The organism is Pseudomonas peli, from assembly GCF_900099645.1.
In the GTDB taxonomy this organism is placed as follows: domain Bacteria; phylum Pseudomonadota; class Gammaproteobacteria; order Pseudomonadales; family Pseudomonadaceae; genus Aquipseudomonas; species Aquipseudomonas peli.
The window spans coordinates 298,636-324,716 of the sequence record NZ_FMTL01000003.1; the positions used below are offsets into that span (position 1 = coordinate 298,636).

At 61.4% G+C, this 26,081-nt stretch carries 23 protein-coding genes and 2 tRNA genes; 6 read left to right on the plus strand and 19 right to left on the minus strand.

From position 1 onward, the window contains the following. Positions 1-208: 208 nt before the first annotated feature. The 5 genes from BLO50_RS15970 to BLO50_RS15990 are packed head-to-tail and all read left to right on the plus strand — an operon-like array spanning position 209 to position 5,040. On the plus strand, positions 209-763 hold the full coding sequence (locus BLO50_RS15970; RefSeq protein ID WP_090254696.1) for a YecA/YgfB family protein: 555 nt from the start codon (positions 209-211) through the stop codon (positions 761-763). A gap of 33 nt (positions 764-796) precedes the next feature. Further along, positions 797-2,131 carry a Xaa-Pro aminopeptidase gene (gene pepP, locus BLO50_RS15975; protein ID WP_090254699.1) on the plus strand — a complete coding sequence of 445 codons (1,335 nt, stop codon included), beginning with the start codon at positions 797-799 and terminating at the stop codon, positions 2,129-2,131. A gap of 3 nt (positions 2,132-2,134) precedes the next feature. After that, positions 2,135-3,322, plus strand: a complete 1,188-nt coding sequence (gene ubiH, locus BLO50_RS15980) for a 2-octaprenyl-6-methoxyphenyl hydroxylase (RefSeq protein WP_090254701.1) — start codon at positions 2,135-2,137, stop codon at positions 3,320-3,322. A gap of 3 nt (positions 3,323-3,325) precedes the next feature. After that, on the plus strand, positions 3,326-3,808 hold the full coding sequence (locus BLO50_RS15985; RefSeq protein ID WP_090254703.1) for a DUF4442 domain-containing protein: 483 nt from the start codon (positions 3,326-3,328) through the stop codon (positions 3,806-3,808). Between the two features lie 14 nt (positions 3,809-3,822). Continuing rightward, a complete protein-coding gene (locus tag BLO50_RS15990) occupies positions 3,823-5,040 on the plus strand; it encodes a 2-octaprenyl-3-methyl-6-methoxy-1,4-benzoquinol hydroxylase (RefSeq protein ID WP_090254705.1) in 1,218 nt (405 codons plus the stop codon). A 166-nt stretch (positions 5,041-5,206) separates the two neighbouring features. On the opposite strand, the gene dctM is transcribed toward BLO50_RS15990, so the two are convergent. The 5 genes from dctM to BLO50_RS16015 form a co-directional block, all read right to left on the minus strand. Next, a complete protein-coding gene (gene dctM / locus BLO50_RS15995; RefSeq protein ID WP_090254707.1) occupies positions 5,207-6,490 on the minus strand; it encodes a C4-dicarboxylate TRAP transporter large permease protein DctM in 1,284 nt (427 codons plus the stop codon). Then, a complete protein-coding gene (locus BLO50_RS16000) occupies positions 6,487-7,119 on the minus strand; it encodes a TRAP transporter small permease (RefSeq protein ID WP_090254709.1) in 633 nt (210 codons plus the stop codon). The genes dctM and BLO50_RS16000 overlap by 4 nt, the downstream gene beginning before the upstream one ends. Positions 7,120-7,245: 126 nt before the next feature. Next, on the minus strand, positions 7,246-8,235 hold the full coding sequence (dctP, locus tag BLO50_RS16005; RefSeq protein WP_090254711.1) for a C4-dicarboxylate TRAP substrate-binding protein DctP: 990 nt from the start codon (positions 8,233-8,235) through the stop codon (positions 7,246-7,248). A 293-nt stretch (positions 8,236-8,528) separates the two neighbouring features. Further along, positions 8,529-9,923 carry a sigma-54-dependent transcriptional regulator gene (locus BLO50_RS16010; RefSeq protein ID WP_090254713.1) on the minus strand — a complete coding sequence of 465 codons (1,395 nt, stop codon included), beginning with the start codon at positions 9,921-9,923 and terminating at the stop codon, positions 8,529-8,531. Continuing rightward, complete coding sequence (locus BLO50_RS16015; RefSeq protein ID WP_090254715.1) at positions 9,920-11,734, minus strand: sensor histidine kinase; 1,815 nt, start codon at positions 11,732-11,734, stop codon at positions 9,920-9,922. The genes BLO50_RS16010 and BLO50_RS16015 overlap by 4 nt, the downstream gene beginning before the upstream one ends. 167 nt (positions 11,735-11,901) lie before the next feature. Between BLO50_RS16015 and BLO50_RS16020 the strand changes: the two genes are divergently transcribed. Further along, positions 11,902-13,527 (plus strand): methyl-accepting chemotaxis protein, encoded by a 1,626-nt coding sequence (locus tag BLO50_RS16020; protein WP_090254717.1) that lies wholly within the window; start codon positions 11,902-11,904, stop codon positions 13,525-13,527. On the opposite strand, the gene rfbD is transcribed toward BLO50_RS16020, so the two are convergent. The 14 genes from rfbD to BLO50_RS16090 form a co-directional block, all read right to left on the minus strand. Further along, positions 13,524-14,390: a dTDP-4-dehydrorhamnose reductase gene (rfbD, locus tag BLO50_RS16025; protein WP_090254719.1), complete on the minus strand. Its 867-nt coding sequence runs from the start codon at positions 14,388-14,390 to the stop codon at positions 13,524-13,526. The genes BLO50_RS16020 and rfbD overlap by 4 nt on opposite strands. After that, the gene (gene rfbC, locus BLO50_RS16030; protein ID WP_090254721.1) at positions 14,387-14,932 is read right to left on the minus strand and encodes a dTDP-4-dehydrorhamnose 3,5-epimerase; all 546 of its coding nucleotides are present in this window, start codon (positions 14,930-14,932) and stop codon (positions 14,387-14,389) included. The genes rfbD and rfbC overlap by 4 nt, the downstream gene beginning before the upstream one ends. 2 nt (positions 14,933-14,934) lie before the next feature. Continuing rightward, positions 14,935-15,801 carry a glucose-1-phosphate thymidylyltransferase RfbA gene (gene rfbA / locus BLO50_RS16035; RefSeq protein WP_090254723.1) on the minus strand — a complete coding sequence of 289 codons (867 nt, stop codon included), beginning with the start codon at positions 15,799-15,801 and terminating at the stop codon, positions 14,935-14,937. An 11-nt stretch (positions 15,802-15,812) separates the two neighbouring features. Next, positions 15,813-16,865 carry a dTDP-glucose 4,6-dehydratase gene (gene rfbB, locus BLO50_RS16040; RefSeq protein ID WP_090254725.1) on the minus strand — a complete coding sequence of 351 codons (1,053 nt, stop codon included), beginning with the start codon at positions 16,863-16,865 and terminating at the stop codon, positions 15,813-15,815. Positions 16,866-16,997: 132 nt separating this feature from the next. Next, positions 16,998-17,073, minus strand: a tRNA-Thr gene (locus tag BLO50_RS16045). A gap of 248 nt (positions 17,074-17,321) precedes the next feature. Beyond that, entirely contained in the window at positions 17,322-18,596 is a 1,275-nt protein-coding gene (locus tag BLO50_RS16050) for a methyltransferase (RefSeq protein WP_090254727.1), read from the minus strand. 35 nt (positions 18,597-18,631) lie between these two features. Continuing rightward, positions 18,632-19,402 (minus strand): ABC transporter permease, encoded by a 771-nt coding sequence (locus BLO50_RS16055; RefSeq protein WP_244152898.1) that lies wholly within the window; start codon positions 19,400-19,402, stop codon positions 18,632-18,634. Next, complete coding sequence (locus BLO50_RS16060; RefSeq protein WP_090254729.1) at positions 19,399-20,094, minus strand: ABC transporter permease; 696 nt, start codon at positions 20,092-20,094, stop codon at positions 19,399-19,401. Before BLO50_RS16060 ends, BLO50_RS16055 begins: the two co-directional genes overlap by 4 nt. A gap of 50 nt (positions 20,095-20,144) precedes the next feature. Further along, positions 20,145-20,897 (minus strand): ABC transporter substrate-binding protein, encoded by a 753-nt coding sequence (locus BLO50_RS16065; RefSeq protein ID WP_090254731.1) that lies wholly within the window; start codon positions 20,895-20,897, stop codon positions 20,145-20,147. Between the two features lie 19 nt (positions 20,898-20,916). Then, positions 20,917-21,690 (minus strand): ABC transporter ATP-binding protein, encoded by a 774-nt coding sequence (locus BLO50_RS16070; protein ID WP_090254733.1) that lies wholly within the window; start codon positions 21,688-21,690, stop codon positions 20,917-20,919. A gap of 258 nt (positions 21,691-21,948) precedes the next feature. Continuing rightward, a tRNA-Phe gene (locus tag BLO50_RS16075) sits at positions 21,949-22,024 on the minus strand. 153 nt (positions 22,025-22,177) lie between these two features. Continuing rightward, positions 22,178-22,450, minus strand: coding sequence for an oxidative damage protection protein (locus tag BLO50_RS16080; protein ID WP_090254736.1), 273 nt, complete (start codon positions 22,448-22,450; stop codon positions 22,178-22,180). Further along, complete coding sequence (mutY, locus tag BLO50_RS16085; protein ID WP_090254738.1) at positions 22,447-23,520, minus strand: A/G-specific adenine glycosylase; 1,074 nt, start codon at positions 23,518-23,520, stop codon at positions 22,447-22,449. Before mutY ends, BLO50_RS16080 begins: the two co-directional genes overlap by 4 nt. After that, positions 23,517-25,751 carry an AsmA family protein gene (locus BLO50_RS16090; RefSeq protein WP_090254740.1) on the minus strand — a complete coding sequence of 745 codons (2,235 nt, stop codon included), beginning with the start codon at positions 25,749-25,751 and terminating at the stop codon, positions 23,517-23,519. Before BLO50_RS16090 ends, mutY begins: the two co-directional genes overlap by 4 nt. Positions 25,752-26,081 lie beyond the last annotated feature (330 nt).

Here is a 26,081-nt window from a genome sequence, read left to right on the forward strand (position 1 = left end):
CGAACGGTGCGCGGCACAGTTGTTTGCCAGTGTGGGGCAGTTCAGTGCGCCAGAGATTGATGCAATTCACCCATGGATCACGGCGCGGCAATTTTTGCGCTGGCTGAGCGGGCTCCGTCGAGCCGCTTGCATAGTCTTGGCACGCCTGCCGGTGCTAGGATACAAGGCCTCCATTCTAGTGATCGCGCAGCTTTGCGCCTAGTTATCTATGCCAACTTCAAATTCTCCGTACTCCGCGTTTGCCGCCCTGCTTGCCAGCAGCGGTTACACCATTTCCCCAGCCGAGTTGCATGGTCTGCTGCTCGGTCGCAGCTGTGCTGGTGCGGGCTTTGAAATCGACTCCTGGCTGGTGGATGCCGCCGAGCTGCTCGGCGCGGCGCCAGAAGACACCGTACGCCAGGCGCTGATTGGCCTGCAGGAAATGGTCAAGAACGAACTGACCAGCAACGACGTTACCGTGATGCTGTTGTTGCCCAGCGACGATGCGCCGCTTAGCGAGCGTGCCGTGGCTCTGGGACAATGGTGCCAGGGCTTCCTCGGCGGCTTCGGTCTGACTGCCCGTGACAGCGCCCTGAGCGCCGAAGCCATGGAAGTGCTGCAGGACCTCTCGGCCATTTCCCAGGTGCAGAACGCCCTGGACGAGTCCGATGATGGCGAAAACGATTACATGGAAGTGATGGAGTATCTGCGCGTTGCGCCGCTGCTGCTGTTCAGCGAGTGCGCCAAGCCAGTGGTTGCCGCGGCGAAGCCGTCGCTGCATTGATTTTCATGCAATAGAAGTGGACTCAATCTGCCCATGATCAGCATCCCTAAGTCGGAATACGCCCGTCGGCGCAAGGCGCTGATGGCGCAGATGGAACCCAACAGCATCGCGATTCTGCCGGCGGCGCCGGTGTATATCCGCAACCGCGATGTTGAGCATATCTACCGCCAGGACAGCGACTTTCAGTACCTCTCCGGCTTTCCCGAGCCGGAAGCGGTAATCGCGCTGATTCCCGGGCGCGAACATGGCGAGTATGTGCTGTTCTGTCGCGAGCGTGACCCGCTACGCGAACTGTGGGACGGCCTGCGTGCTGGCCAGGATGGCGCAATCAGCCAGTACGGCGCGGATGACGCGTTCCCGATTGGTGACATCGACGACATCCTGCCGGGGCTGATTGAGGGTCGTGATCGGGTCTACTCCTCCATGGGTACTAACCATGAGTTCGACCGTCAGCTGATGGAGTGGATCAACGTGATCCGCTCCAAAGCGCGGCAGGGTGCGACGCCGCCCAATGAATTCATCACCCTCGAACACTTGCTGCATGACCTGCGCCTGTACAAGTCGGCTGCCGAGGTCAAAGTGATGAAAGAGGCGGCGGAAATCAGCGCCCGCGCTCATGTGCGCGCCATGCAGGCCAGCCGTGCCGGCTTGTTCGAGTACCACCTGGAAGCCGAGCTGGATTACGAGTTCCGCAAGGGCGGAGCGAAGATGCCAGCTTATGGCTCCATCGTTGCGGCCGGCAAGAACGCCTGCATCCTGCATTATCGTGAGAATGACGCGCCGCTGAAAGACGGTGACCTGGTGCTGATCGACGCCGGTTGCGAGATCGACTGCTACGCCAGTGACATCACCCGCACCTTCCCTGTCAGCGGCACGTTTTCCCCTGAACAGAAAGCCATCTACGAGTTGGTGCTGGCCTCCCAGGAAGCCGCGTTCAAGGAAATCGGCCCCGGCAAGCACTGGAACCAGGCTCATGAAGCCACGGTGCAGGTGATTACCGCCGGTCTGGTGGAACTCGGCTTGCTGCAGGGCGATGTCGCTGAGCTGATCGCCACTGAGGCTTACAAGCCCTTCTATATGCACCGCGCCGGCCACTGGCTGGGGATGGATGTGCATGATGTGGGCGAGTACAAGGTCGGCGGCGAATGGCGCGAGCTGGAAGTCGGCATGGCCATGACCGTCGAGCCAGGCATCTATATCGCCGTGGACAATCAGGACGTGGCGAAGAAATGGCGCGGCATCGGCGTGCGTATTGAAGACGACGTGGTGGTGACCAAGACCGGTTGCGAAATCCTCACCAGTGGCGTGCCGAAAACCGTCGCCGAGATCGAAGCGCTGATGGCCGCCGCACGCAGCGTGGCGGCCTAGAACATGTCACGCGTCGACATTGCGATTATCGGCGGTGGCCTGGTCGGCGCTAGCCTGGCCGTGGCCCTGCAGGCCGAAGCCAAGCAGCGCGGCTGGCGCATTTGCCTGATCGAGCCGTTCACTCCGGGCACTGGCTATCAGCCTAGCTACGATGCGCGCTCCACTGCGTTGTCGTTTGGCTCGCAGCAGATTTATCAGCGCCTCGGCCTGTGGCAGCAGATCAGTCAGCGTGCCGAGCCGATCAAGCAAATTCATGTCTCCGACCGTGGCCGTTTCGCCGCTGCGCGCCTAAGTGCCGAAGAAGAAGGCGTGCCGGCGCTCGGCTATGTGGTGGAAAACGCCTGGCTCGGCGAATGCCTTTGGCAGGCCCTGGATCAGCAGGTGGTGAGCTGGCGCAGCCCGGCGCAGGTCACCCGCATGCAAGCTTTGGCCGATGGCTACCGCCTGACCCTGGATGATGGCAGCGAGCTTGAATGCAACCTGGCGATTCTCGCCGAGGGCGGTCGCTCCGGTTTGCGTGAGCAGCTGGGGATCGCCGTCAGTACTACGCCATATGGGCAGAGCGCGCTGATCGCTAACGTCAGCCCGCAGGAGGCGCACAACGGCCTGGCCTTTGAGCGCTTTACCGAAGAAGGGCCAATGGCCCTGTTGCCGCTGGCGGATAACCGCTGCGCGCTGGTCTGGACCCGTGCCACCCTGGAAGCCGAAAGGCTTTCAGAACTGGGCGATGCAGCGTTTCTCGCCGAGTTGCAGCACGCTTTCGGCTATCGTTTGGGCAGTCTGCGCCAGATCGGCGCGCGGCACCTCTACCCGCTGGCGCTGACGGCTGCCAAAGAACAGGTGCGCCAGCATCTGGTGGTGCTCGGCAATGCCGCGCATAGCCTGCACCCGATTGCTGGGCAGGGCTACAACCTCTCGCTGCGCGACACCCAGGTGCTGGCGGAAACGTTGTTGGCCAGTGATGCGCCGTTGGGCGATCTGGCCACGCTACAGGGCTACCTTAATAGCCAGCAGATGGATCAGCAATTGACTGTCGGCTTCTCTGATCAGGTCACCCGCCTGTTCAGCACCGGCCAGCCGCTGTTGGCCGCCGGGCGTAACCTTGGTTTGCTTGGCCTCGATCTTCTTCCTCCGGCGAAACGCTGGTTTGCCCGCCAGGCCATGGGCCTCGGCACCCGCTCGGAGCATTGATTCATGTCGGCAAATAAATTGGCGCGCAAGGCGCGGCTGCTGCGTTGGGCGATGAACCTGTATCCGCCCTACCTGGGAGCTGGCGTGCGGGTGCGACAGATCAGCGCGGACTTCCGTCAGGTGCAGGTGAAGATGGGCCTGGGCTGGTATAACCGCAACTATGTTGGCACCCAGTTCGGCGGCAGTCTGTATTCGATGACCGACCCGTTCTTCATGCTGATGATCATGGAAAACCTCGGGCGCGATTTTATTGTCTGGGACAAGGCCGCGCGCATCGACTTTATCGCCCCCGGCAAAGGCCCGGTGTACGCCGACTTCAGCATCGACCAAGGACTGCTTGACGATATTCGCCAGCACACCGCAGACGGTGACAAGTACCACCCCGAGCTGCATGTAGAAGTGCGCGATGGCAGCGGTACCTTGGTGGCGCGGGTGCATAAAACTCTCTACGTGCGACTAAAACCGCGCGCTCGTCAGGCAGCCTGAACAAGGAATATGTGATGCAAGCGGATCTGATCATCGTAGGCGCAGGCATGGTGGGCAGCGCCCTGGCGCTGGCCCTGCAGGATCAGGGCCTGGAAATCCTGCTGGTCGATGGCAGCCCGCTGAGCGTCAAACCCTTTGATCCACAGGCCGCCTTCGAGCCCCGAGTTAGCGCGCTGTCGGTTGCCAGCCAACGCATTCTTGAACGCCTGGGCGTGTGGGAAGGCATCGCCGCGCGGCGTGTCTGCCCCTATGGCGAGATGCAGGTGTGGGATGGTTCCGGTACCGGGCAGATTCACTTCAGCGCGGCCAGCGTGCATGCCGAATCGCTCGGCCATATTGTCGAGAACCGTGTGGTGCAGGACGCGCTGCTTGAGCGCCTGCATGACAGCTCGATTGGCTTGCTCCCCGGCGCGCGTCTGGAGCAGCTGCGTCGCTCGGGCGAGGGCTGGTTATTGAGCCTCAATGATGGGCGTGAGCTGCGTGCGCCGCTGGTTATCGCGGCGGATGGGGCCAACTCAGCGGTACGCCGCCTGGCAGGTTGCGCCACCCGTGAATGGGATTACTTGCACCACGCCATTGTCACCAGCGTGCGCTGCGCCAAGCCGCACCAGGCCACTGCCTGGCAGCGCTTTACTGATGACGGTCCGCTGGCTTTTCTGCCGCTGGCTGGCCCAGCAGGCGAACATTGGTGCTCGATTGTCTGGTCGGTGACCCCGGCAGAAGCTGAGCGGTTGATGGCCCTGGATGATGCGTGTTTCCGCCGCGCCCTCGGTTTTGCCTTCGAGCATCGTCTAGGTGAAGTGCTGCAAGCTGACCCGCGCCTGTGTATTCCTTTGCGTCAGCGGCACGCCAAGCGTTATGTCGAGGATGGCCTGGCACTGATTGGCGATGCCGCGCACAGCATCCACCCGTTGGCCGGGCAGGGCGTCAACCTGGGCTTTCTTGATGTCGCGGTATTGGCTGAGGTGTTGCTGCACGCCATGCAACGTGGCGAGCGTCTGAGTGATGTAAAGGTGCTGAGCCGCTACGAGCGTCGGCGCATGCCGCACAACTTGGCGATGATGGCGGCGATGGAAGGCTTCGAGCGGCTGTTCCAGGCTGATCCGCTGCCCGTGCGCTGGCTGCGCAACAGCGGCCTCAACTGGGTCGACGACCTGCCGGAAGCCAAGGCGCTGTTCGTGCGCCAGGCCCTGGGTTTGTCTGGTGACCTGCCAGAGTTGGCAAGGGTTTAACTCTCTAGCCCAGTGATGTGTGTTCCGCCGAGGCTGGGTTACGCCGCACGGCGTGAACCTGGCCATGGCGCATGGCGCCAATTCGCCTGACAAAAAACGCGAGCAAAAAAAGCCCGGCACTGAGGCCGGGCTAAAAGTGTGTAGGGAAGTACACACGGAGTCGCTGTCAGGTCATGCCCAGCCAGTTCGGCAGTGCCAGAGAGATTGAAGGCACGTAGGTGATCACAATCAGGAAGCTGAGCAGCAGCATCAGCCATGGCCAGGCGGCTTTGACCACGGCTGTCAGCGGCATACCGGTCACTGCCGAGGTGACGAACAGATTTAGCCCCACTGGCGGTGTGATCAATCCGATTTCCATGTTCACCACCATGATGATGCCCAGGTGGATCGGGTCGATGCCCAGTTGCACGGCAATCGGGAAAAGGATTGGCGCGAGGATCAGGATGATCGCCGACGGCTCCATAAAGGCGCCTGCTACCAGCAGCACGATGTTCACCACCAGCAGGAACTGCCACGGCTGCAGGCCCATGTCCACTACCCAGGCGGTAATGGTCTGCGGGATCTGCTCAGTGGTCAGCACGTGGGCGAAGAGCATGGCGTTGGCGATGATGAACATCAGCATGATGGTCAGCTTGCCGGACTCCAGCAGCACCTTCGGGCACTCGCGGATGGTCATGTCCTTGTACACGAACAGCGCGACGAAGCCGGCGTAGACTGCCGCCACTGCGGCTGCTTCTGTCGGGGTGAACATGCCGGTGTAGATGCCGCCGAGGATGATCACCATCAGCAGCAGGCCCCAGATGGCCTTGCGTGCAGCGGTGATGAATTCATGGAAAGTGGCACGTGGCATGGCGGGCAGATTCATCTTCCGCGCGACGATATAGATCGCCACCATCAGGATTACGCCCAACAGCAGGCCCGGTACAACACCGGCCATAAACAGCTTGCCCACCGATTGCTCGGTCGCGGCGGCGTACACCACCATGACGATCGACGGCGGAATCAGGATGCCCAGGGTACCGGCGTTACACACGATACCGGCGCCGAACGCCTGCGGGTAACCCGAGCGCACCATGCCAGCGATGGCAATCGAACCCACTGCAGCCACGGTGGCTGGGGAGGAGCCGGACAGCGCCGCGAACAGCATGCACGCCAAGACCGCCGAGATAGCGAGGCCGCCACGGATATGGCCGACGCAGGCGTTGGCGAAATCGATCAGGCGCTTGGCCACACCGCCAGTGGTCATAAACGCACCGGACAGCAGGAAGAACGGAATCGCCAGCAGGGTGTAGTGCTCAGAGGTTTCGAACAGCTTGATCGCCAGTGAACGTACCGAGTCTGGGCTGAACAGCATGATGGTCACCGAGCCGGCCAGGCCCAGCGAAGCGGCAATCGGCACGCCGATAAACATCAGCAGAAACAGCAGGACAAAGAGGAACAGAATGGTCATTGCTTGTGCTCCTCATGCTCATTGATCTTCAGCGCGTCGGCGGCTTCATCGGCCAGGCCGAGGCCGGTCTGCTGGTTGCGCAGGATGCGCACGAAGATTTCAAAGAAGCGGATAAACACCATGGCGTAGCCGAACGGCACGATGGCAGTAATGTGCCATTGCATGATGCCGTAGTGACCGAGGTCCTCGGCGCCGATGCCGGCGGTGAACAGGGTTTTCACCCAATCGAAGCTGGCCACGGCGATCAGCCCGGCATAACCCAGGCAGGCCGTGCATGCGATCAGGCCGATAACCCGCTGCACCGGTTTGCTGGCCAGTTTCACCAGCGCATCCACGCCGATATGACCGGCGGTGCGCACACCGTAGGCCAGGCCAAAGAAGATCAACCAGGCGAACAGCGCCTTGGTCAGGGCAATGCTCCAGGTCATCGACTGGGCCATGCCGAGAATGCTGTCGCCAATGGCGAAGAAAAACTCGCTGCTGCCTTCCCAGCGATCCGCCAGGTTGTAGAACAGCGTGTAGAGGTTGTTGAGGATCACGTAGACGAAGGTCACCAGCGTCATGGCGGCCAGCAGGAACGCGATAAAGCCTTCCTCGAAGTGGTCCCAGACGCGCCGCAAGGCGTTCATCAATAGAGTCTCCAGTGGTGAGGGGCAGCGTACCCAGGCAGCCGGCAAGGGGTGCCTGGGTATTCGGCCAATCGCGCAGCAGCAAGGCTGCGCTGTGGTTGGGTGCAGGCCGTAGCCTGTTCCGCCTTACTGGTTGGCTGCGTCGGCAGCCTTGATCAGGTCGGCACCGATTTCCGCTTCGAACTTGCTCCACACCGGCTTCATGGCATCGCGCCATTCATTACGCTGCTCTGGGGTCAGGGTAATGATCTCGGTGGTTTTGGCTTCGAGGATGCGCTGCTTGTCGCCTTCGTTGAGGGCGTCAGCCTGCTTGTTCACTTCGGCGGTCACTTCCACGATGATCTTGTCCAGCTCGCTGCGAACATCGGCAGGCAGGCCGTTCCAGAACTTGGTGTTGGTGATCAGCATGTAGTCCAGAACACCGTGGTTGGATTCGGTGATGAATTTCTGCACTTCATGCATTTTCTGGCTGTAGATGTTCGAGTAGGGGTTCTCGGCACCGTTGACCACGCCAGTCTGCAGGCCTTGGTAAACCTCGGCGAAGCTCATTTTGCGTGGGTTGGCGCGCACAGCCTTGAACTGCTCTTCCAGTACGGCAGAAGCCTGTACGCGGAATTTCAGGCCGCGGGCGTCTTTCGGCTCACGCAGCGCCTTGTTGGCGGACAGCTGCTTGAGGCCGTTGTGCCAGTAGGCCAGACCGGTGATGTTTTTCTCTTCCATGGATTTCAGCAGCGCCTGACCTTCCGGGCTGAGCTGGAAGCGGTCAACGGCGGCCATGTCGTTGAACAGGAACGGTAGGTCGAAAATCTGGATTTGCTTGGTGTAATGCTCGAACTTGGCCAACGATGGGGCGATCAGCTGCACGTCACCGAGCAACAGCGCTTCCATTTCCTTGCCGTCACCGAACAGCGAGGAGTTCGGGTAAACCTCGACCTTGACCTTGTCGCCCAGACGCTCTTCGGCGAGCTTCTTGAACAGCGCGGCACCCTGGCCTTTAGGGGTGTGGTCGGCGACCACGTGGGAGAACTTGATCACGATCGGATCGGCCGCTTGAGCCAGGCCGGCGATGCTCAGCGACAGGGCGCACGCGAGCGCCTTGGCAGTCAGTTTGAACATGGAGTCTTTCCTCTTGTTTTTGTATAGCGTGATGCGCCGTAGCGCTACAAGTCGGGCGAACAGGCTCAAGTCTAGGCGGCCTATCAAAAAATGACGGGCGTCTGGCAGATTGCCTAGAGGTGTACTTGGGTGAGTCGCCTGCAGGAGGCTAGAGCAACCGCCATGCCAGGCGCTGAAATGGCCGCTGCGGGCGTGATGAAACGCAGCAGCGGCAAGGCTTGACGGGTTATTGCCGGAGATTTTCAGCGAGGCGGCGTAGGCGTTATACGCAGCTTTTGGCGGAAATCCGCCAGCTAGTCGAGGCTGTCTGGCGAGCTTCCGCCAGCGTCGGCGAAACTCAGGCCATGTTTGCGCAGCTTGTCGTGCAGGGTTTTACGCGGCACGCCCAGTGCTTCGGCGAGGCTGCGCAGCGAGCTGTGCGAGCGGCTCAGTTCGGCGCTGATCAGGCTGCGTTCAAAGGCTTCTACTTGGGCATTTAAGCCGCCGCTGTTGCTCTCTTCATCGAACATCGGTGCAGCCGCCTGGGCCTGCAGGTCGAGATCCAGCTCCAAACCGAGCGCGAAGCGTTCTGCCGCGTTCTGCAGCTCACGCACGTTGCCTGGCCACGGATGGCGCAGCAGCGCCGCGCGCTGACTCGGCTGCAGGCTGCGTTCAGCCAGGCCGTGGCGGCTACTGGCGGCTTCGGCAAAGTGCTGGAACAGCAGCAGCGCATCTTCACCGCGCTCGCGCAGGGCCGGGATACGCAGTGGCGCGACATTCAGGCGGTAATACAGGTCGGCGCGGAAACGTCCCTGGTCGGCGGCCTGGCGCAGGTCTTCCTTGGTCGCGGCAATCACCCGGATATCCAGAGGAATCAACTGATTGCCACCGAGGCGCTCGACCACGCGCTCCTGCAGCAGGCGCAACAGCTTGACCTGGACTTCCAGGCTCATGCTTTCGATTTCATCGAGGAATAGCGTGCCGCCATTGGCGAATTCGAACTTGCCGATGCGGCGCTTTTGCGCGCCGGTAAAGGCGCCCTGCTCGTGGCCGAACAGCTCGCTTTCCACCACCGATTCGGCCAGGGCGCCGGCGTTGATCGCCACGAACGGCCCGGCGCGGCGGCTGGATAGATCGTGCAGCGCGCGCGCCACTACTTCCTTGCCGGCGCCGGTTTCCCCGAGGATCAGCACATCGCTGTTGATTCCGGCAAGGGCGCCAATCTGTTCACGCAGGCGTTGCATGGCCGGGGATTGCCCCACTAAACGCGCCGACAGGGTGTGGCGATCGGCCAGGGCCATGCGCAGGCTGCGGTTATCCAGTACCAGGCGCCGCACAGCCAGGGCGCGGCGCACGCTGTCGAGCAGGTCGTCGCTGGCGAAAGGTTTTTCCAAGAAGTCATAGGCCCCGGCGCGCATGGCCTGCACGGCCAGCGGCACATCGCCGTGCCCCGTGATCAGCAGCACCGGCAGTTCCGGGTCTTGTTCCTGCAGTTGTTGCAGCAGTTGCAGGCCGTCGATGCCGGGCATGCGGATATCGCTGACTACCACGCCCGGCCAGTCGCGCTCGATGCGCGCGGCGACGCCATGGGCGTCGGCCAGGCTGCTGACCTTGAGCCCTGCAAGGTCGAGAGTCTGGCTCAGCGCCTGACGCAGGTGCGGGTCGTCGTCGATCAGCAGCACCTGGGTGCGGGAGTCAATCATGCTCATACAACAAAGTCCTCTGGCGACTGGGTTTTGATGCCCTGATCCGCGGCGCGCAGGCGCAGGGTCAGTTGAGCGCCGCCATCGGGGTGGTTGGCGAACAGCAGTTCGCCGCCCAGGGCGCGCATCAGGGTATCGCAAATAGCCAGGCCGAGGCCGAGGCCCTGAGCGCTGGTTTTGGTGGTGAAGAATGGCTCGCGGGCGCGTTGCAGCGCCTCCTGGCTAAAGCCGGGGCCATTGTCCCGCAGGTGTAGATCGACGCCTTCGGCGGTAAGTTCGGCACTTAGCCACAGGCGGCGTGGCTGCGGCACTTCGCTCAACGCGTCGAGGGCATTGGCCAGCAGGTTGCCGAGCACCTGGCGCAGGCGGGTTTCGCCAGCCTGCACCCACAGGGTGGCGTCCGGCAGGTCACGGGTTAGCTCGACCTGCATGGCTTGGCGACGCTTGGCCAATAGGGCCAGGGCATCGTCGATGGCCGGCTGCAGGGCCACGCTTTCCGGGGCGTGGCGGTCGCGGCGGGCGAATGCGCGCAGGTGGGCGATGATTGAGGCCATGCGCTCGGTCAGTTTGCTGATCAGCTTGAGGTTGGCGCGGGCTTCGTCGCCGCGCTGGTGGTCAAGCAGCACCCCGGCGTTGTCGGCGTAACTGCGGATGGCTGCCAGCGGCTGATTGAGCTCATGGCTGATGCTCGCGCTCATGGTGCCTAGGGCTGAGAGTTTGCTGGCCTGCACCAGTTCATCCTGCGCTTGCACCAGCTCCTGCTGGGCTTGTTCGCGCTCCAGCACTTCCTGCTTCAGCCGGCTATTGAGGCGTTCCAGATCGAGGGTGCGCTCCAGCACCCGCTGCTCCAACTGTTGACGGGCCTGGCTGTCGAGGGCGATGCGCTCCAGGTAGTGACGGCGGCGCTGCATCAGCAGGCCAAGCAGCAGCATCAACAACAGCAGCATGCCGCCGCCGGCCACCAAGGCTGTACGTACCGGGCGGTCGAGCAGGCTGCGCGGGGCGAGAATACTGACGGTCCAGCCGGTTTCCTTGAGTTCGCGGTCCTGGCGAATCCAGTTTTGCGCATCCAGCTTGATCGGCGGTGGCGCCTGGGTCGGGTAGGGCAGGTTGGCAGCGATTGCGGCGCGTTCGGCGGCGTCCAGCGGGCGACTGGCGGTAAAGCGCCACTGGCTGTTGGACGTGAGGATCACCACGCCATTGGCATCGGTCACCAGCAGTTGTTCCGGGGTGTTGCCCCAGAGGGTTTCGGTGTGGTCGAGGTCGACCTTGACCACCAGCGCGCCGAGGTTGCGCTCACCGTCGCGCACGGCGGCGGCGAAGTAGTAGCCGCGCTTGCCCGAGGTGGTGCCGAGGCCGAAGAAACGTCCGGGGCGGCCGGCGATGGCTTCGCGAAAATACGGGCGGAAGGCGAAGTTGCGATCGACGAAGGAGTCGGCCTGCTCCCAGTTGGAGGCTGCCAGGGTCTTGCCGTTGGGGTCCATCAGGTAGATCACGTCGGCGCCGGTCTGCCCGCGCACCTGGTCAAGCAGGCGATTGGCGTTTTCCAGCAGGGTGCGCTCAGTCGGCTGCTGCAGGGCCAGGCGCAGGGCCGGCAGATCGCCGAGAATGGGGGGGAGTACCTCGTAGCGGCGCAGCGTACCGAGCAGGTTGGCCACGTAGAGGTCGAGGGTCTGGCGGTTCTGCTCGACCAGCACGCCGCTGTAGTAACGCTCGGCCAGCTGCTGCAGCGGCCACAACAGGGGCGTCAACAGCAGGGCGAGGACTGCCAGGCTGCGCCAACGCGGACGACGCGGGTGAGGATGAACGGTGGGCATGCGCTTACTCGTACAGGGTGATCAGTTCAGAGTGGCGGTTATGCAATAAGTGGGCAAGCTCGCCAATATGGGTCAATACTCAAGCCGTTTGGCATCGCCCTGGAGTAATGGTGCCGCCCGCTTGCGCCCTGCATGGACGGCTGCGCTTTAGTCCTGGAGATACCCTGATGCTGGCTCAATTGACGGTACGGGCGAGGTTGCTGCTGTTGGCGGTGGTGCCGCTGCTGGTGCTGATTGTGGTGATCAGCATGGCGTTGTCCAATGCCAGCAAGCTGAATGACAGTTTTGACGAGTTGTTTACCGACCGCATGCAGCCGATCAGCCAGCTCAAGGTGGTGTCGGATGCCTACGCGGTGGCGATGGTTGATGCGTTGCATAAATACCGCGCTGGGGTGTTCGATGAAGCCGCATTGCGCAAGGCATTCAGTGATGCCCGCAGCCGTGGCGACAAAGCCTGGGCCGAGTACATCGCCACTCGACTGACCCGTGATGAAAGTAGTCGGGTCGAGCGCACCAAGCCACTCCTGTTGAAGGTCCAGCAACTGGCGGACCTGTACCTGGGGCAACTCGCAAATGGCCAGTTACTGGCGGCCGAAGCCGCCTCGTTCAACCGCACCCTGTATGACACCTTCGATCCGCTGGGGGGCGAGCTGGAAGGGTTGATCAGTTTGCAGCTGAGCGAGGGTGAGCGGCTCAACGTCGAGACCACGGCACAGTACCTGGCCATCCGTAATACCTTCCTGTTGATCGGTGCCGTTGCGCTGGTGCTGGTGCTGGTGGCCGCCGTGATGATCAGTCTGTCGATCATTCGCCCGCTGTCCGGTTTGCGCAGCGTGATCAGCGAAGTGCAGGAATCGTCCAACTTGACCCTACGTGCTGACACCCGTGGCCGTGATGAGGTGTCCGATACCGCGCGGGCCTTCAATGCCATGCTGGAGCACCAGCAGGCGTTGATCCGCCATTTGACCGACACCGCTACGCAACTGGCGGCGGCGTCCGAGGAAATGAGTGCGATCAGTGCTCAGGTCAGTCAGGCCGCCACGGCCCAAGGCGACCAAACCAGCATGGTGGCCACCGCCGTGCACCAGATGAGCGTTGCGGTGCAGGAGGTCGCGCGCAATGCGCAGGCCACTGCCAGCAATGCCGCAGACGCGAATAAGGAAGCGCGCCAGGGCAGCGAGTTGGTGCAGTCCAACCTCACATCGATTCAGGGGCTGTCGACCTCGGTGGAAAAAGCCGGTGAGGTGATCGACACCCTGCACAGCCAGAGCGATGAAATCAGCAAGGTGCTTGGGGTGATCCAGAGCATTGCCGAGCAAACCAACCTGCTGGCGCTGAATGCCGCGATTGAGGCGGCGCGCGCTGGTGAAGCCGGGCGCGGCTTTGCCGTGGTGGCTGATGAGGTGCGCAGCCTGGCGAGTAATACGCAGAAAGCCACCGAATCGATCCGCAGCATGATCGATGCCCTGCAAGGCGGCGCACGCAGTGCGGTCAGTGCGATGCAGCTGTCGCGCGAGCAGGCGCAAAACAGTGTCAGCCGTGCCCGTGAGGCGGGTGAGGTGCTCAATCATATTGCCCTCGCCATTGAAGGTATCGCTGACGGCAATGTGCAGATTTCCGCCGCCACGGAACAGCAAACGGCAGTGGCGAATGAGATCAGCGAGAACATCAGCAGCCTCAATGACAGCATCGGTGATGTGGTCAACGGTGCCGAGCAAAGCTCGATTGCCAGCCGCGATCTGGCGCAATTGGCCACGGGTTTGCAGCAACAGATCCAGCGCTTCAGGGCTTAGCGATGAGCTAGGCACTGCTCCAGCGCGGCTTGCCAGGTCGGCAGTTGCACCTGCCAATCCTGCTGCAAACGGTTGCAGTCCAGGCGCGAATTAAGTGGGCGCTGTGCGGGGGTTGGATAGGCGCTGCTGGGTATGGGGTGCAGCGTCGCCACGGTTTTGCCTTGGCTGTGCAGGTGCGTAGCAATCGCGCGGGCAAAACCGAACCAGCTGGTTTCGCCTTGTGCGGTCAGGTGATAGACCCCCCACGGGCCTGGATGGCCGCTACGCCACTGCGTGATCAGCTGCGCCGTGGCTTGCGAAATCGTGCCGGCCCAAGTGGGCGCGCCGATCTGGTCGTCCACCACGGATAAGCGTTCGCGTTCCTGCAGCAGACGTTGCATGGTCAGCAGAAAGTTCTTGCCGTGCTGCGAGTAAACCCAGCTGGTGCGCAGAATCAGGTGCATACCGCCCACGGCCTGAATCGCCTGCTCGCCCGCCAGTTTGCTACGCCCGTATACGCTCAGCGGGTTGGTGGCGTCGTTTTCGCGGTAAGGCTCGGCCAGGCTGCCATCGAATACATAGTCGGTGGAGTAATGGATCAGCGGAACACTCAGTTCAGCGGCTGCCTCGGCGAGGATGCCCGGCGCCGTGGCGTTGATCGCGAAGGCCAGCTCCGGCTCGCTCTCGGCCTGATCGACCGCGGTGTGCGCGGCGGCATTGATGATCAGCTCGGGGCTTAGGTGCTGAACCTGCTGGCGAATCCGCTCCGGCTGAGCCAGGTCCAGCTGCTCGCGGCCCAGTACCGTCAACTCGGCGGCACCGTGCAGGGCGCGCTGCAGTTCCTGGCTGACCTGGCCATGCCGGCCGAGCAGGAGAACTTTCATGGGAAGACCTGCGCATCGACGAAGCTGGCGCCGGCCTGATCCTTGGCTGACAGTTGCGGTGAGCCTTCCAGCGGCCAGTCAATGGCCAGTGTTGGGTCATCCCAGCGGATGCAGCGCTCATGTTCCGGCGCATAGTAGTCGGTGGTTTTGTAGAGAAACTCGGCGAACTGACTGAGCACCACAAAGCCATGGGCAAACCCTTCCGGCACCCACAACTGCCGACTGTTTTCGGCGGACAGGTGCACGCCAACCCAGCGGCCGAAGGTGGGAGAGCTGCGGCGTAGATCCACTGCCACGTCATAGACTTCGCCGGCGATGACCCGCACCAATTTGCCCTGTGTCTGTTGCACCTGATAATGCAGGCCACGCAGCACCCCTTTGGCTGAGCGCGAATGGTTGTCCTGAACGAACGCGCACTGCAGGCCGGTGGCATCGGCAAAGTCTCGGGCGTTGAAACTCTCGAAGAAAAACCCGCGCTGATCGCCGAACACCCTGGGTTCGAGGATGATCACGCCGGGCAGCTCGGTCTTGATCGCCTGCATGCTCATTCCTCAGCCAGTTTGAACAGGTACTGGCCGTAGCCGGTCTTGCCGAAAATAGTGGCCTGCGCCAGTAGTTGCTGACGATCAATCCAGCCCTGCTGGTAAGCGATTTCTTCCAGGCAGGCGACTTTCAGGCCCTGACGGTGTTCGATGGTCTGCACGTATTGCGAAGCGTCCAGCAGGCTGTCGTGGGTGCCGGTGTCGAGCCAGGCGAAGCCACGGCCGAAACGCTCGACCCGCAGATCGCCACGTTGCAGATAAGCATTGTTGACGTCGGTGATTTCCAGCTCGCCACGCGGCGAGGGTTGGACCGCTTTGGCAATTTCAATCACATCGTTGTCGTAAAAATACAGGCCAGTCACCGCGTAACTGGACTTCGGTATGACGGGCTTTTCCTCAATGGAGATGGCCTTGCCCTGAGTGTCGAACTCGATCACGCCAAAGCGCTGCGGGTCCTTGACCCAGTAGCCGAAAACCGTAGCCCCTGATGGCTCAGCGGCAGCGCGCAGAAGTTTTTCGGTGAAGTGCTGGCCATGGAAAATGTTGTCGCCAAGGATCAGGCACACCGAATCCTTGCCGATAAATTCTTCGCCCAGAATAAAGGCCTGGGCCAGACCGTCGGGTGAGGGTTGTTCGATGTACTCGAAACGCACACCAAACTGGCTGCCATCACCGAGCATCTTGCGGAAATTCGGCAAGTCCTGGGGGGTGGAGATAATCAGAATTTCGCGCACACCCGCGAGCATCAGCACGGATATCGGGTAGTAGATCATCGGTTTGTCGTATATCGGCAGCAGCTGTTTGGACACCCCTAGGGTTATGGGGTGCAGGCGACTGCCGGAGCCACCGGCGAGAATGATGCCTTTCATTGTGCTGCTCCTTATAGTGCGCCGAGGCGTTCGCGCTGGTAGCTGCCATCCTGCACGCGGCGGCACCAGTCGAGATTATTCAGGTACCAGAGCACGGTTTTGCGCAGGCCGCTGGCGAAGGTTTCCTCAGGTTTCCAGCCCAGCTCGCGTTCGATCTTGCTGGCATCGATGGCATAGCGCAGATCATGACCTGGACGGTCAGTGACGAAACTGATCTGCTCTTTATAGGAGCCGTTCTGGCGTGGGCACAACTCGTCCAATAACGCGCAAATGCTCTCCACCACATGCAGGTTCTTCTGCTCGTTATGCCCGCCGATATTGTAGGTCTCGCCGACCTTGCCCTCGCTCACCACCGTTAACAGTGCGCGGGCATGGTCTTCCACATACAGCCAGTCACGCACCTGCTGGCCGTTGCCGTAAACCGGTAGCGGCTTGCCATCCAGAGCATTGAGGATCATCAGCGGGATCAGTTTTTCCGGGAAGTGGTAAGGGCCGTAGTTGTTCGAGCAGTTGGTCAGCAGGACTGGCAAGCCATAGGTGCGTTGCCAGGCGCGCACCAGATGATCCGACGCGGCCTTACTCGCCGAGTAGGGCGAGCTGGGTGCGTAGGCCGTGGCCTCGGTGAAAAGATCATCTACACCGTGCAGGTCGCCATACACTTCATCGGTCGAGATATGGTGAAAGCGAAACGCGGCTTTGCGTGCCGGCTCCAGCTGCATCCAATAACTACGCGTGGCTTCGAGCAGCGTATAGGTGCCGACGATATTGGTTTGGATAAACGCTGCCGGGCCGTCGATGGAGCGATCGACGTGCGATTCAGCCGCCAAGTGCATGATCGCGTCCGGCTGAAATTCAGCCAGTGCCTGGCTGACGGCTGCACTGTCGGCAATGTCGGCCTGCATGAAGCGATAGCCGGGATGATTGGCAACACTGGCCAACGACTCGAGGTTGCCGGCATAGGTCAGCTTGTCGAGGTTAAGCACCCGATGCCCGGTGTGATTCAGCAGATGACGAATCAGTGCCGAGCCAATAAAGCCGGCGCCGCCGGTGATCAGGATACGCACAGGCTTATACCTTCCGTTGCTCAGGTGGCCGGTTAACATTGCGGGCAGTGTTGCAAGCCGCGTCTAGGTGAGCAAGCTGCAGTATTTTTTCGGCAAAAAAAAGCCCCGCATCACTGCGAGGCTTTCTTTATATGGTGCCGGCACCAGGAATCGAACCCGGGACCTACTGATTACAAGTCAGTTGCTCTACCAGCTGAGCTATACCGGCCTTTGAGGGTCGCCATTATATCCATTCATTTGGCTGAGTAAAGCCGTCTGAGCGTAGTTCTGTGCAGGCATTGTTATCAGTAGCTAAATCGTTATGCACATAAGCAGGGCATTTGGCACGGACGTGCGCAGACTTTGTGCGCTGGTTCGCGGTATTGGCTAAGTCTATGTTTTTACAAGCTATATTTTCAGATTAAAAAATGCGCAGCTTAGCAATGTTCAGCTGGGGCGGGCTTTTGCGCGGTTTGCTCAGATTCTGTCAACAGAGTTATCCACAGATGCTGTGGGCAAGTTTTGCTGGCGTTCTGCCAGCAGTAGCAGGTTTCTCGGGCTCTGTTGGCGACTGCAAAAGGTGCCAAGGCGCACGGTGTAGCCGTGTTCCTGCAAGTAGAGGGCGCGGTCGAGCAGTAGCCAGAGTTCCAGTGGGCGGCGGAATAATCCGCGCAGCAGTTCCAGATTGCGCACCTCGGCCAGGCGTTGCCAGCCTTGTTGTTCGAGCTGTTGCCAGTTTTGTTTCGCGGGGGTGGGTAGCTGTTTAAGTGCGGCGAGGTCTTGGCAGTAATTGGCAAACGATTTGTCGAGCCAGGCTGGCGGCAGGGATGGCGTTGGCAAGTACTCGTCGATACCACGAAGTTGGCGCTGCAACAGATCGAAGGCCAGGCGCCAGGCCATGGACTGATCGCGCTGCCGACGAACGCGGGCGCCTGCAGTGACGGTTTCGCTCAGGGGGAGGCCGAGATCGTCGATAGACAGTTGCAGTGATGAGGCCTGGGCGCTTGCCGAAAGTGGCTGATAGCTCGCAGTGCTGATGCGGTTGTAGCAGCAGGGCGCCACGGCCACGTGCCTGCAGCCGGCCTGGCTGGCCAGTTGCAGCAGGCGCGTATGCAGTTCGCCGCAGGCATGCAGCGCTACGGGGGTGTGCTGCGCCTGCAGTTGCTTCGCGGCGTCGGCGGCCAGCACATCCTGCTCGATATGCTGCGCGGCGATGCCGAGTTTATGGCTGAGCTGTTGGCCGCTGCTGACCAGCTGTGGGTTGTATTCCAGGCAGGTCAGGCTGCCGCCCGTGTGTGCCAGCATGCGGCCAAGGTGGCCTTTGCCGGCGCACCAGTCCAGCCAGTGTTGCGGTGTATGGCTAAAACTCAGGCTGCGGGCGAAGGCATCAATCTGTTGCCATTTGCGCCCCGGTACATCGCTGCTAAAGCGCGCAGGCAATACCGTCGCGGGTGACTGTGGCAGTTCACCGATCTGGCTTAGTTCGTAAGCCTGGGCGGCCAGTTGCAGGAAGGGCGCAGGTGCTTTCAGCAGGTGGGGCTGGTTATGTGCGGCTTCGGCATGCTCCAGGCTTTGTGCCCTGAGCCAGGCTGCCAGCTTCGGGTGCTCGGCTTCCCAGGGGAGTGCGGGGTAATGCACAAATGGCCGTGGCCGCCATAGCGTCTGATGCGCGCTCAGAAAGCTGTCGAGTTCTTGAAAGCGCTGTAAGAGGGCAACGTCTTGCAGGATCTGGGCGGGAGTTGTGGTTGGCATGGTGGCGGTGCCTGAGGGTGCGAGCCCTCAGGCAATCAGCGGCCCTGGCAGGCGTCGACGCGCAGCCAGCGTTCCAGCAGCTTGAAGCCGCGCACCAGCAGGAAGGCGATCAGCAGGTAGAACATCCCCGCAGCAAAGAAGATCTCCACCGGCAGATAGGTGCGAGCGATGATGGTTCGGGCCATGCCGGTCAGCTCTAGCAGGGTCACGGTGCTGGCCAGGGCGCTAGCCTTGAGCATCAGGATTACTTCGTTGCTGTAGGCCGGCAGGCCGATACGCGCGGCGCGTGGCAGGACGATATAGAACATCGTCTTGGCGCGCGACATGCCCAGCGCACGAGCGGCTTCGATCTCGCCCGGCGGCACGGCCTGAATCGCGCCGCGCAGGATCTCAGCGATATAGGCGGCGGTGTGCAGGGTCATGGTCAGCACCGCGCACCAGTAAGGTGAGCGCAGATAGGGCCAGAGCGGGCCTTCGCGCACTGCATCGAACTGTGCCAGACCGTAGTACACCAGGAACAGTTGCACCAACAGTGGTGTGCCGCGGAAGAAGAAAATATAGCCATAGGGCAGGGCGCGCACATACCAGTGCCGCGACGCGCGGGCGATGCCCATCGGCAGGGCGAGAATCAACCCGGCGAGAACCGCGATGGCCACCAGCTCCAGGGTCAGCAGGGCGCCTTCAGACAGCCGCGGCAGCCACTTGATGATCACGTCCCAGTTAAGGGCAGTTAGGCCGCTCCACAACGCATAGGCAATAAGCGCAACGGCAACCGACCAGGCCGCGATTTCAGAGATCTTTCTCATGACGCGCTCCTGACAAAGCCACGGCTGGAGCGTTTTTCAAGGAAGTGCATGCCGATCATCGCGAGGACGGTCAGGCCGAGGTAGATAAAGGCCGCCACCATATAAAAGGTGAAGGGCTCCTTGCTAGCGGTCACGGCGATTTGCGAGCGGCGCATGATTTCTTCAAGGCCGATCACCGATACCAGTGCGGTGTCCTTCATCAGAATCATAAACAGGTTGCCCAGACCGGGCAGGGCGATGCGCCACATCTGCGGCAGGATCAGCCGCCAGAAGATCCGTGGTTTGGACATGCCCAGCGCTTGGCCGGCTTCACGGTGGCCTTTGGGGATGGCCAGGATCGCGCCGCGAAACACTTCGGTGGCGTACGCGCCGAAGCAGATGCCGAGGGCAATGGTGCCGGCGGCGAAGGCGTTCAGCTCAAGGCTTTCGATGCCGAGCAGGTCCGCCAGGTTGCGCATCAGTTGCACGGTGCCGAAGTAGATCAGCAACACCCAAAGCAGCTCGGGAATCCCGCGCACGATGGTCGAGTAAGTACCGCCAAGCCATTGCAGCGGCTTGTACGGGGAAGTCTTGGCGAGGGCGCCAAGCAAGCCGAGCACCAGACCCAGGCACAGCGCGCTAAGCGCCAGCTTGATGGTCATCAGGGTGCCAGCAGCCAGGGCCGGGCCGAATCCGTAGAGGTCGAAATTCATAGGGGCTCAGAAGCCTGCGCCGCCCGGGCGGGCGACGCAGTGCCGGCAGCTTAGTAGATGCTGAACGGGAAGTACTTGTCGTTGATCTTCTTGTAGGTGCCGTCAGCCACGATCTCGGCCAGTGCGGCGTTCAGCTTGTCGCGCAGGGCATCACCCTTGCGAACGGCAATGCCGATCTTGTCGTTGTCGAATACCGGGTCGCCCTTGAATTCGAAGCTCTTGCCAGCGTCGCTCTTCAGCCATTCCCAGTTAACGAAGGTGTCAGCCAGCACGCCATCGAGACGGCCCGAGGACAGGTCGAGGTAGGCGTTTTCCTGAGTGTCATACAGCTTGATGTCTACCACGCCATTGAGGTTGTCTTCCAGCCAGGTGCCGGCGATGGTGGCGCGCTGAGCGCCGATCACTTTGCCTTTCAGGCTGGCTTTATCAGTCTTGAAGTCGCCGCCTTTCGGGGCGATGAACTGCAACTTGTTGGTGTAGTAGGGGTCGGTGAAGTCCACCGCCACTTTGCGCTCTTCGGTGATCGACATGGAGGCGATCAGGAAGTCGAATTTCTTCGCGTTCAGAGCAGGGATGATGCCGTCCCAGTCGGAGGTGACCACTTCGCACTCGACCTTCATTTTGGCGCACAGGGCCTGGCCGATTTCCACGTCAAAACCGCCGACCTGGCCACTGGCATCGATCAAGTTGAACGGTGGGTAAGCACCTTCGGTACCGATTTTCAGCTTGTCTGCGGCGACGGCGCTGGTGCCGAAGGCCAGTGTAGCGGCCGCGGCCAGCAGGATCTTCTTATAGTTCTGCATGCGTAGTTGCTCCGTGTTTTCAGTGATTGCTGGACATGAATTGTTTGCAGCGCGCCGAGTTGGGGTTGTCGAACACCTGCGCCGGGGAGCCCTGTTCTTCAACCAGGCCCTGATGCAGAAACACCACTTCGCTGGATACCTGACGGGCAAAGCCCATCTCATGGGTGACCAGTAGCATGGTGCGGCCTTCTTCAGCGAGTGCGCGGATCACATTAAGCACTTCTTGTACCATCTCCGGGTCGAGGGCCGAGGTCGGCTCATCGAACAGGATGACTTTTGGCTGCATGGCCAGGGTGCGGGCAATTGCTGCACGTTGCTGCTGGCCGCCGGAAAGCTGATTCGGGTAAACGTGACGCTTGTCGGCAATGCCGACCTTGGCCAGCAGCGCTTCGGCCATCTCGATGGCTTCGGCCTTGCTCTTGCCGAGCACACGGCGGGGCGCTTCGATGATGTTGTCGAGCACGCTCATGTGTGGCCACAGATTGAAATTCTGGAAGACAAAGCCGATCTCGCTGCGCAGGCGATTGATCTGGCGGTTGTCGGCGGCGATCAAATCACCATTCTTCGCGGCTTTGAGCTTGAGTTCCTCGCCGGCGACAATGATCTGTCCCTTGTGCGGGTTTTCCAGCAAATTGATGCAGCGCAGGAAGGTCGACTTGCCGGAGCCGGAAGAACCGAGGATGGAAATCACATCGCCGTCGCGAGCGGTGAGGGAGATGCCCTTGAGCACCTCAAGGTCGCCGTAGCGTTTATGCAGGTCGCGTATTTCCAGCGCGGGCGTGGCCTCGGCCATGGAGTGTCCTCTTATTCTTCGGGTGCGCTCAGGCGTTGCGTGGCCTTCCTGGCGAGGCGTCAAGCTAGCATAGCGTTTCGCTGACCGCCAAGCCGTTTACCGGCCAGGGCGTGCTTGCTCGGTCACGCTGTCGCTTGGCTGCAGTTGGCTGTCGCGCGTGCACAATTTCAGTGGGGCTAATTCAGCGGTTGCCCGGTAAATTTCAGGCAAGAAAAAACCCCAAGGAATTTAACTTCACTTGGGGTTTCTCGGTATTTATGGTGCCCAGGGACGGAATCGAACCGCCGACACGGGGATTTTCAATCCCCTGCTCTACCGACTGAGCTACCTGGGCCAACGGGGCGCTATTAGACGGATTTGAAGGGTGGGTGTCAAGCGTGAGTTTGAAAAATATTTAATTATTACGGGCGGTTAGCTGCGAACGGAGGTTTTGCGGGGGTGTGATGGCCAGCAGGAGTGTTTGTTGCTGCTGGCCAATGTGCAGCTGTTACGCGCTGGGCGGTACGTAGCCGTCGGCTTGGGCGTATTCCTCGCCGGAGAGGAATTTGTCCATCTCGACCTGGAGGAATTTGCGGTCTTCGGCGTTCATCATGTTCAGGCGACGTTCGTTGATCAGCAGGGTCTGGTGCTTCTGCCATTCGTCCCAGGCTTGCTTGGATACGTTGTTGAAGATGTCCTCACCTTTGGCACCTGGGTAGGGCGGGCGGTCCAGGCCGGGGAGTTCCTGCTTGTGTTTGCGGCACTGTACGGTGCGGGTCATGGCGTTTCTCCAGTATTTGCTGCGAGTGCATCGGCCGCGCGCTTCAGCAGTTTCTTCACTGGGGCGGCGAGGCCCAGGCGCGGCGGGGTGGCGAGGTTATACCAGAGCCAGTCAACCTCGGCCACGGCAGCAGGCGCGGCGTCGACCTGCACCAGCCAGGGCTCTATGGCCAGCTGAAAGTGGCTGAAGGTGTGGGTCAGGCCGCTCAGCTCGCGTTGTGCGCCGAGCTGCAAACCGTGTTGGCTGGCCAAGCTGTTGATAGCATTCGCATGCTCCAGCTCTGGCAGGCTCCACAAGCCGCCCCAGAGGCCGCTTGAAGGGCGCCGGTAAAGCAGCACCTCGCCGTTGCGGTTGGCGAAGATCGGCATCAGCGTGCGTTTCTGCGGCAGCGCCTTGCGCGGCTTAGGGATTGGGTAGCGGATTTCCAGGCCGAGTAGGTGCGCCTGGCAGCCACTTTTCAGCGGGCATAACAGGCAGCTGGGTTTGCTGCGGGTACACAGGGTGGCGCCTAGATCCATCATCGCCTGGGTGTAATGGTTGACTCTGGCGTGCGGGGTATAGCGCTCGGCTACATCCCACAGCTGTTTCGCCACCTTTGGCTCGCCGGGATAGCCTTCCTGCGCCACGTAGCGCGCCAGGACGCGTTTGACGTTACCGTCGAGGATCGGTGCACGCAGGCCCATGCTCAGGCTGGCGATGGCTCCGGCGGTAGAGCGGCCGATGCCGGGAAGTTCGGTGAGCTGGTCGACATCGCAGGGGAAGTCGCCGGCATGTTCGCGCATCACGATCTGCGCGGTCTTTTGCAGGTTGCGCGCGCGAGTGTAGTAACCGAGGCCTGCCCACAGGTGCAGCACTTCGTCTTCCGGTGCTGCGGCCAGGTCATTTACCGTCGGCAATGCGGCCATAAAACGGTCGAAATAACCGAGCACGGTGCTGACCTGGGTTTGCTGCAGCATGATCTCCGAGACCCAGACACGGTAAGGCGTTATGCCCTGTTGCCAGGGCAGATCCTTGCGCCCGTGGCTGTCGTACCAATTCAGTACTGCGTCAGAAAATTGCTCGGGGCTCATCGGTTGAACAGGCCTTTGAGTGCATCTTTCAGCTCGGGGCTGACTTTATCGCCGAGTTTTTCTTCAATCTTCTCATTGAGCTTGTTGCCGGCGAGTTTGGCGGCGACCTTACCCAGACCGTCCTGGTCCAGGCGGCAGGCCTTGCCGCCCATCTCCAGCGGGCCACGGCAGCGTACTGGCCATTCGATACCGACATAGCGCTCGTTGACCTGGCAGGCCGGGTCAGGCATTTCGCGTTGATCGCCAGTGATGGTGATGCCGGCGCGGTAGTCGAGGCCGAGGATACGCAGGTCCAAATCGCCATTGCCGCTGACCGCCAGGCCCGGAATAACGGCCTTGAGGTCGGGGTTGTGGGCCACACCGTTGCGCAGAATCAGGCTGCCTTGCAGGGTCTCGAAGGGTGTGTCCTTGCCGCGTGGGTCGCTGCTCAGGGATTTGCGGTTGAGCGTGGCGATGCCGCGGCACAGTTGCTGTTCCAGGTTGGCGTCGACCAGCACGCCGTCGTTGAGTAGGAAGCTGGCCTCGCCCGTCAGTCCGTCGATCCAGGCGCGCTGGCTGTTGCCGCTGGTGGTCAGGTTGGTGTTGAGGTCCAGCAGGCCTTTGACCGGTGACGGCTGATCGGGCTTTTTCAGGAACGGCTCAACCGGGATGCTGCTGAGGTTTTTCTGCACGCTAAGCAGCGGCACGGCCGGGCGCACGTCGATGCTGGCCTTGGCGTCGAAGCTGCCGTTACCGATGTTGCCGCGCACATCCTGCAGCGTCAGCAGGCCGCCTTTGCTCTGTGCCTTGACGCTGAAGTTATTGATCGCTTGTTGCTGAGCTGTGAGCTGGTCCAGGCCAATATCGAGCTGCATGTCGAGCTTGCGCAGTGTCTCGATCGGCAGTACTTCGCTGCTGCTCCAGGCGTGCTGGGTCGGTGCGTCGGGTAATGGTGTGCTGCCACTCTGTCCGGCACTGGCGACGCTGGCTTTGACCTCGGCTTTGCGGGCGGCGCCAGCGTCCTTGGCATCCTTGGAGGGCGCGGGCAGGTAACGGTCGAGGTTCAGTTGGTCGCCCTTGAGTTGCACGCGCAGGGTCTGTTTGGCGAAGTCGGCTACCGCCAGTTGCCCGCTGAAGTGGCTGTCATCCAGGGTCAGCTTGAGGTCTTCGAAGGTCAGGCTGTTATCGGTGCCGCTGAGGCGGGTGACCAGTTCAAATTGGTTGAGGGTCTTGTCGTCATTCATCGGCGGCAGTTTCTGGCCGATGGTGGCGAGGAACTCGCGCAGGTTGAGTGGGGCAATCGACAGGCCGCCGCTGAGTTTTGGCTGCTTGTCGAGGTCGCGGACTTTCAACTCGCCGAGGGCGCGCAACTGGTTGCCGGAGAGCTTCAGGCCGTTCCATTCGGCAACTTGAGCGGCCAGATCAACTAAAAGCTGGCCCTGTGCCGAGTAGGTCAGGGTCTGGCCGTCGAAGGGCTCGCCGGAGACCTCCCCGGAGAACTTGGCGTCTTCCAGTTGATAGCGCTTGAGCGCGCGGTCGAAGCGCAGTTCGCCTTGCAGCTCGCTGCGTGCGCGCAGTACCGGTTTGTTGAGGCCGAAGAAGGCGCTGAGTTTGACCGGGATGCTCGCGCCTTCGCGTATCGCGCCGGTGGTCAGCTGGATGCTCTCGGCGCTGAATTGCTGGCCTTTCTGTGCGTCGTGGTAGTCGATGCGCGCGCTGTTGACGATCAGGCTGTCGATATCCAGTTTCAACGGCTGGCTGCTTTCGCCTGGCTCGGTGGCTGGGCTGTCGGTCTGTGCGCTATCGGTGCTCGGTGCTTGGGCGTCGGGTGTTGCAGTCGTGGCACTGGCCGGTTTGCCGACATCTTCCCAGTTGCTGCGGCCTTTCTCGTCGCGCTGCAGGTTGAGGTTGAGGCCATCAATGCGGATGTCGCTCATCTGCACTTCTTTGTGCAGCAGCGGCAGCACGCGTACCGACAGGCCGAGCAGGCGCAGATCGGCGAACGGTTTGTCCGGAGTGCTGACGCTCGCGAGGGTGGCGTCGGTCAGCTCCAGGCCGAGCCAGGGGAACAGGCTCCAGCCGATATCGCCCTTGAGGGTCAGCTCCAGGTTGGCCTTGTCGCGGGCAAGCTGGCGAATTTCATCTTTGTAATCGTTGGGATCGAACAGGTGGGTAAGGGCAAAGCCCAGCGCCACGATGATCAGCAAGAGCCCGAGAAAAAACAGGCCGAGAATTTTGCCGAGCGCTTTCATGTGCGAATCCTTGTTTCGAAACGGGATGGTGAAGAGCTGCAATTCGAGCCGGCGAGTATAGCGCCAGCGTTTTTACCATGACCGCCGACAGTCCCGTTTAAGCGGTGATTTTGCAAGCGGCTTTTGCAGGTGCGTAGCGTGGCTGGCTCTGGTCGGGCCCGTCGCACCTGGGCTTTCTAACCGTCTGCTCTGGCAGTTGGATAGGCAAGTTGGGGGCCGGTTCCCTGCTCGGGGTGAGTTTCCCCACGCGCTCGCGCAGGCTGCGAGGCTTCGGTTGGGCCAATAGTCTGTGCCTCTGATCGCCGCCGGTAGCCGCCCAGGCGGATGCCC

Bases quoted from the DNA above. Each gene is read 5' to 3' on its own strand.
- BLO50_RS15970 (WP_090254696.1), top strand. From the start codon at position 209: ATGCCAACTTCAAATTCTCCGTACTCCGCGTTTGCCGCCCTGCTTGCC.
- pepP (WP_090254699.1), top strand. From the start codon at position 797: ATGATCAGCATCCCTAAGTCGGAATACGCCCGTCGGCGCAAGGCGCTG.
- ubiH (WP_090254701.1), top strand. From the start codon at position 2,135: ATGTCACGCGTCGACATTGCGATTATCGGCGGTGGCCTGGTCGGCGCT.
- BLO50_RS15985 (WP_090254703.1), top strand. From the start codon at position 3,326: ATGTCGGCAAATAAATTGGCGCGCAAGGCGCGGCTGCTGCGTTGGGCG.
- BLO50_RS15990 (WP_090254705.1), top strand. From the start codon at position 3,823: ATGCAAGCGGATCTGATCATCGTAGGCGCAGGCATGGTGGGCAGCGCC.
- dctM (WP_090254707.1), bottom strand. From the start codon at position 6,490: ATGACCATTCTGTTCCTCTTTGTCCTGCTGTTTCTGCTGATGTTTATC.
- BLO50_RS16000 (WP_090254709.1), bottom strand. From the start codon at position 7,119: ATGAACGCCTTGCGGCGCGTCTGGGACCACTTCGAGGAAGGCTTTATC.
- dctP (WP_090254711.1), bottom strand. From the start codon at position 8,235: ATGTTCAAACTGACTGCCAAGGCGCTCGCGTGCGCCCTGTCGCTGAGC.
- BLO50_RS16010 (WP_090254713.1), bottom strand. From the start codon at position 9,923: ATGAGCATGATTGACTCCCGCACCCAGGTGCTGCTGATCGACGACGAC.
- BLO50_RS16015 (WP_090254715.1), bottom strand. From the start codon at position 11,734: ATGCCCACCGTTCATCCTCACCCGCGTCGTCCGCGTTGGCGCAGCCTG.
- BLO50_RS16020 (WP_090254717.1), top strand. From the start codon at position 11,902: ATGCTGGCTCAATTGACGGTACGGGCGAGGTTGCTGCTGTTGGCGGTG.
- rfbD (WP_090254719.1), bottom strand. From the start codon at position 14,390: ATGAAAGTTCTCCTGCTCGGCCGGCATGGCCAGGTCAGCCAGGAACTG.
- rfbC (WP_090254721.1), bottom strand. From the start codon at position 14,932: ATGCAGGCGATCAAGACCGAGCTGCCCGGCGTGATCATCCTCGAACCC.
- rfbA (WP_090254723.1), bottom strand. From the start codon at position 15,801: ATGAAAGGCATCATTCTCGCCGGTGGCTCCGGCAGTCGCCTGCACCCC.
- BLO50_RS16050 (WP_090254727.1), bottom strand. From the start codon at position 18,596: ATGCCAACCACAACTCCCGCCCAGATCCTGCAAGACGTTGCCCTCTTA.
- BLO50_RS16055 (WP_244152898.1), bottom strand. From the start codon at position 19,402: ATGAGAAAGATCTCTGAAATCGCGGCCTGGTCGGTTGCCGTTGCGCTT.
- BLO50_RS16060 (WP_090254729.1), bottom strand. From the start codon at position 20,094: ATGAATTTCGACCTCTACGGATTCGGCCCGGCCCTGGCTGCTGGCACC.
- BLO50_RS16065 (WP_090254731.1), bottom strand. From the start codon at position 20,897: ATGCAGAACTATAAGAAGATCCTGCTGGCCGCGGCCGCTACACTGGCC.
- BLO50_RS16070 (WP_090254733.1), bottom strand. From the start codon at position 21,690: ATGGCCGAGGCCACGCCCGCGCTGGAAATACGCGACCTGCATAAACGC.
- BLO50_RS16080 (WP_090254736.1), bottom strand. From the start codon at position 22,450: ATGACCCGCACCGTACAGTGCCGCAAACACAAGCAGGAACTCCCCGGC.
- mutY (WP_090254738.1), bottom strand. From the start codon at position 23,520: ATGAGCCCCGAGCAATTTTCTGACGCAGTACTGAATTGGTACGACAGC.
- BLO50_RS16090 (WP_090254740.1), bottom strand. From the start codon at position 25,751: ATGAAAGCGCTCGGCAAAATTCTCGGCCTGTTTTTTCTCGGGCTCTTG.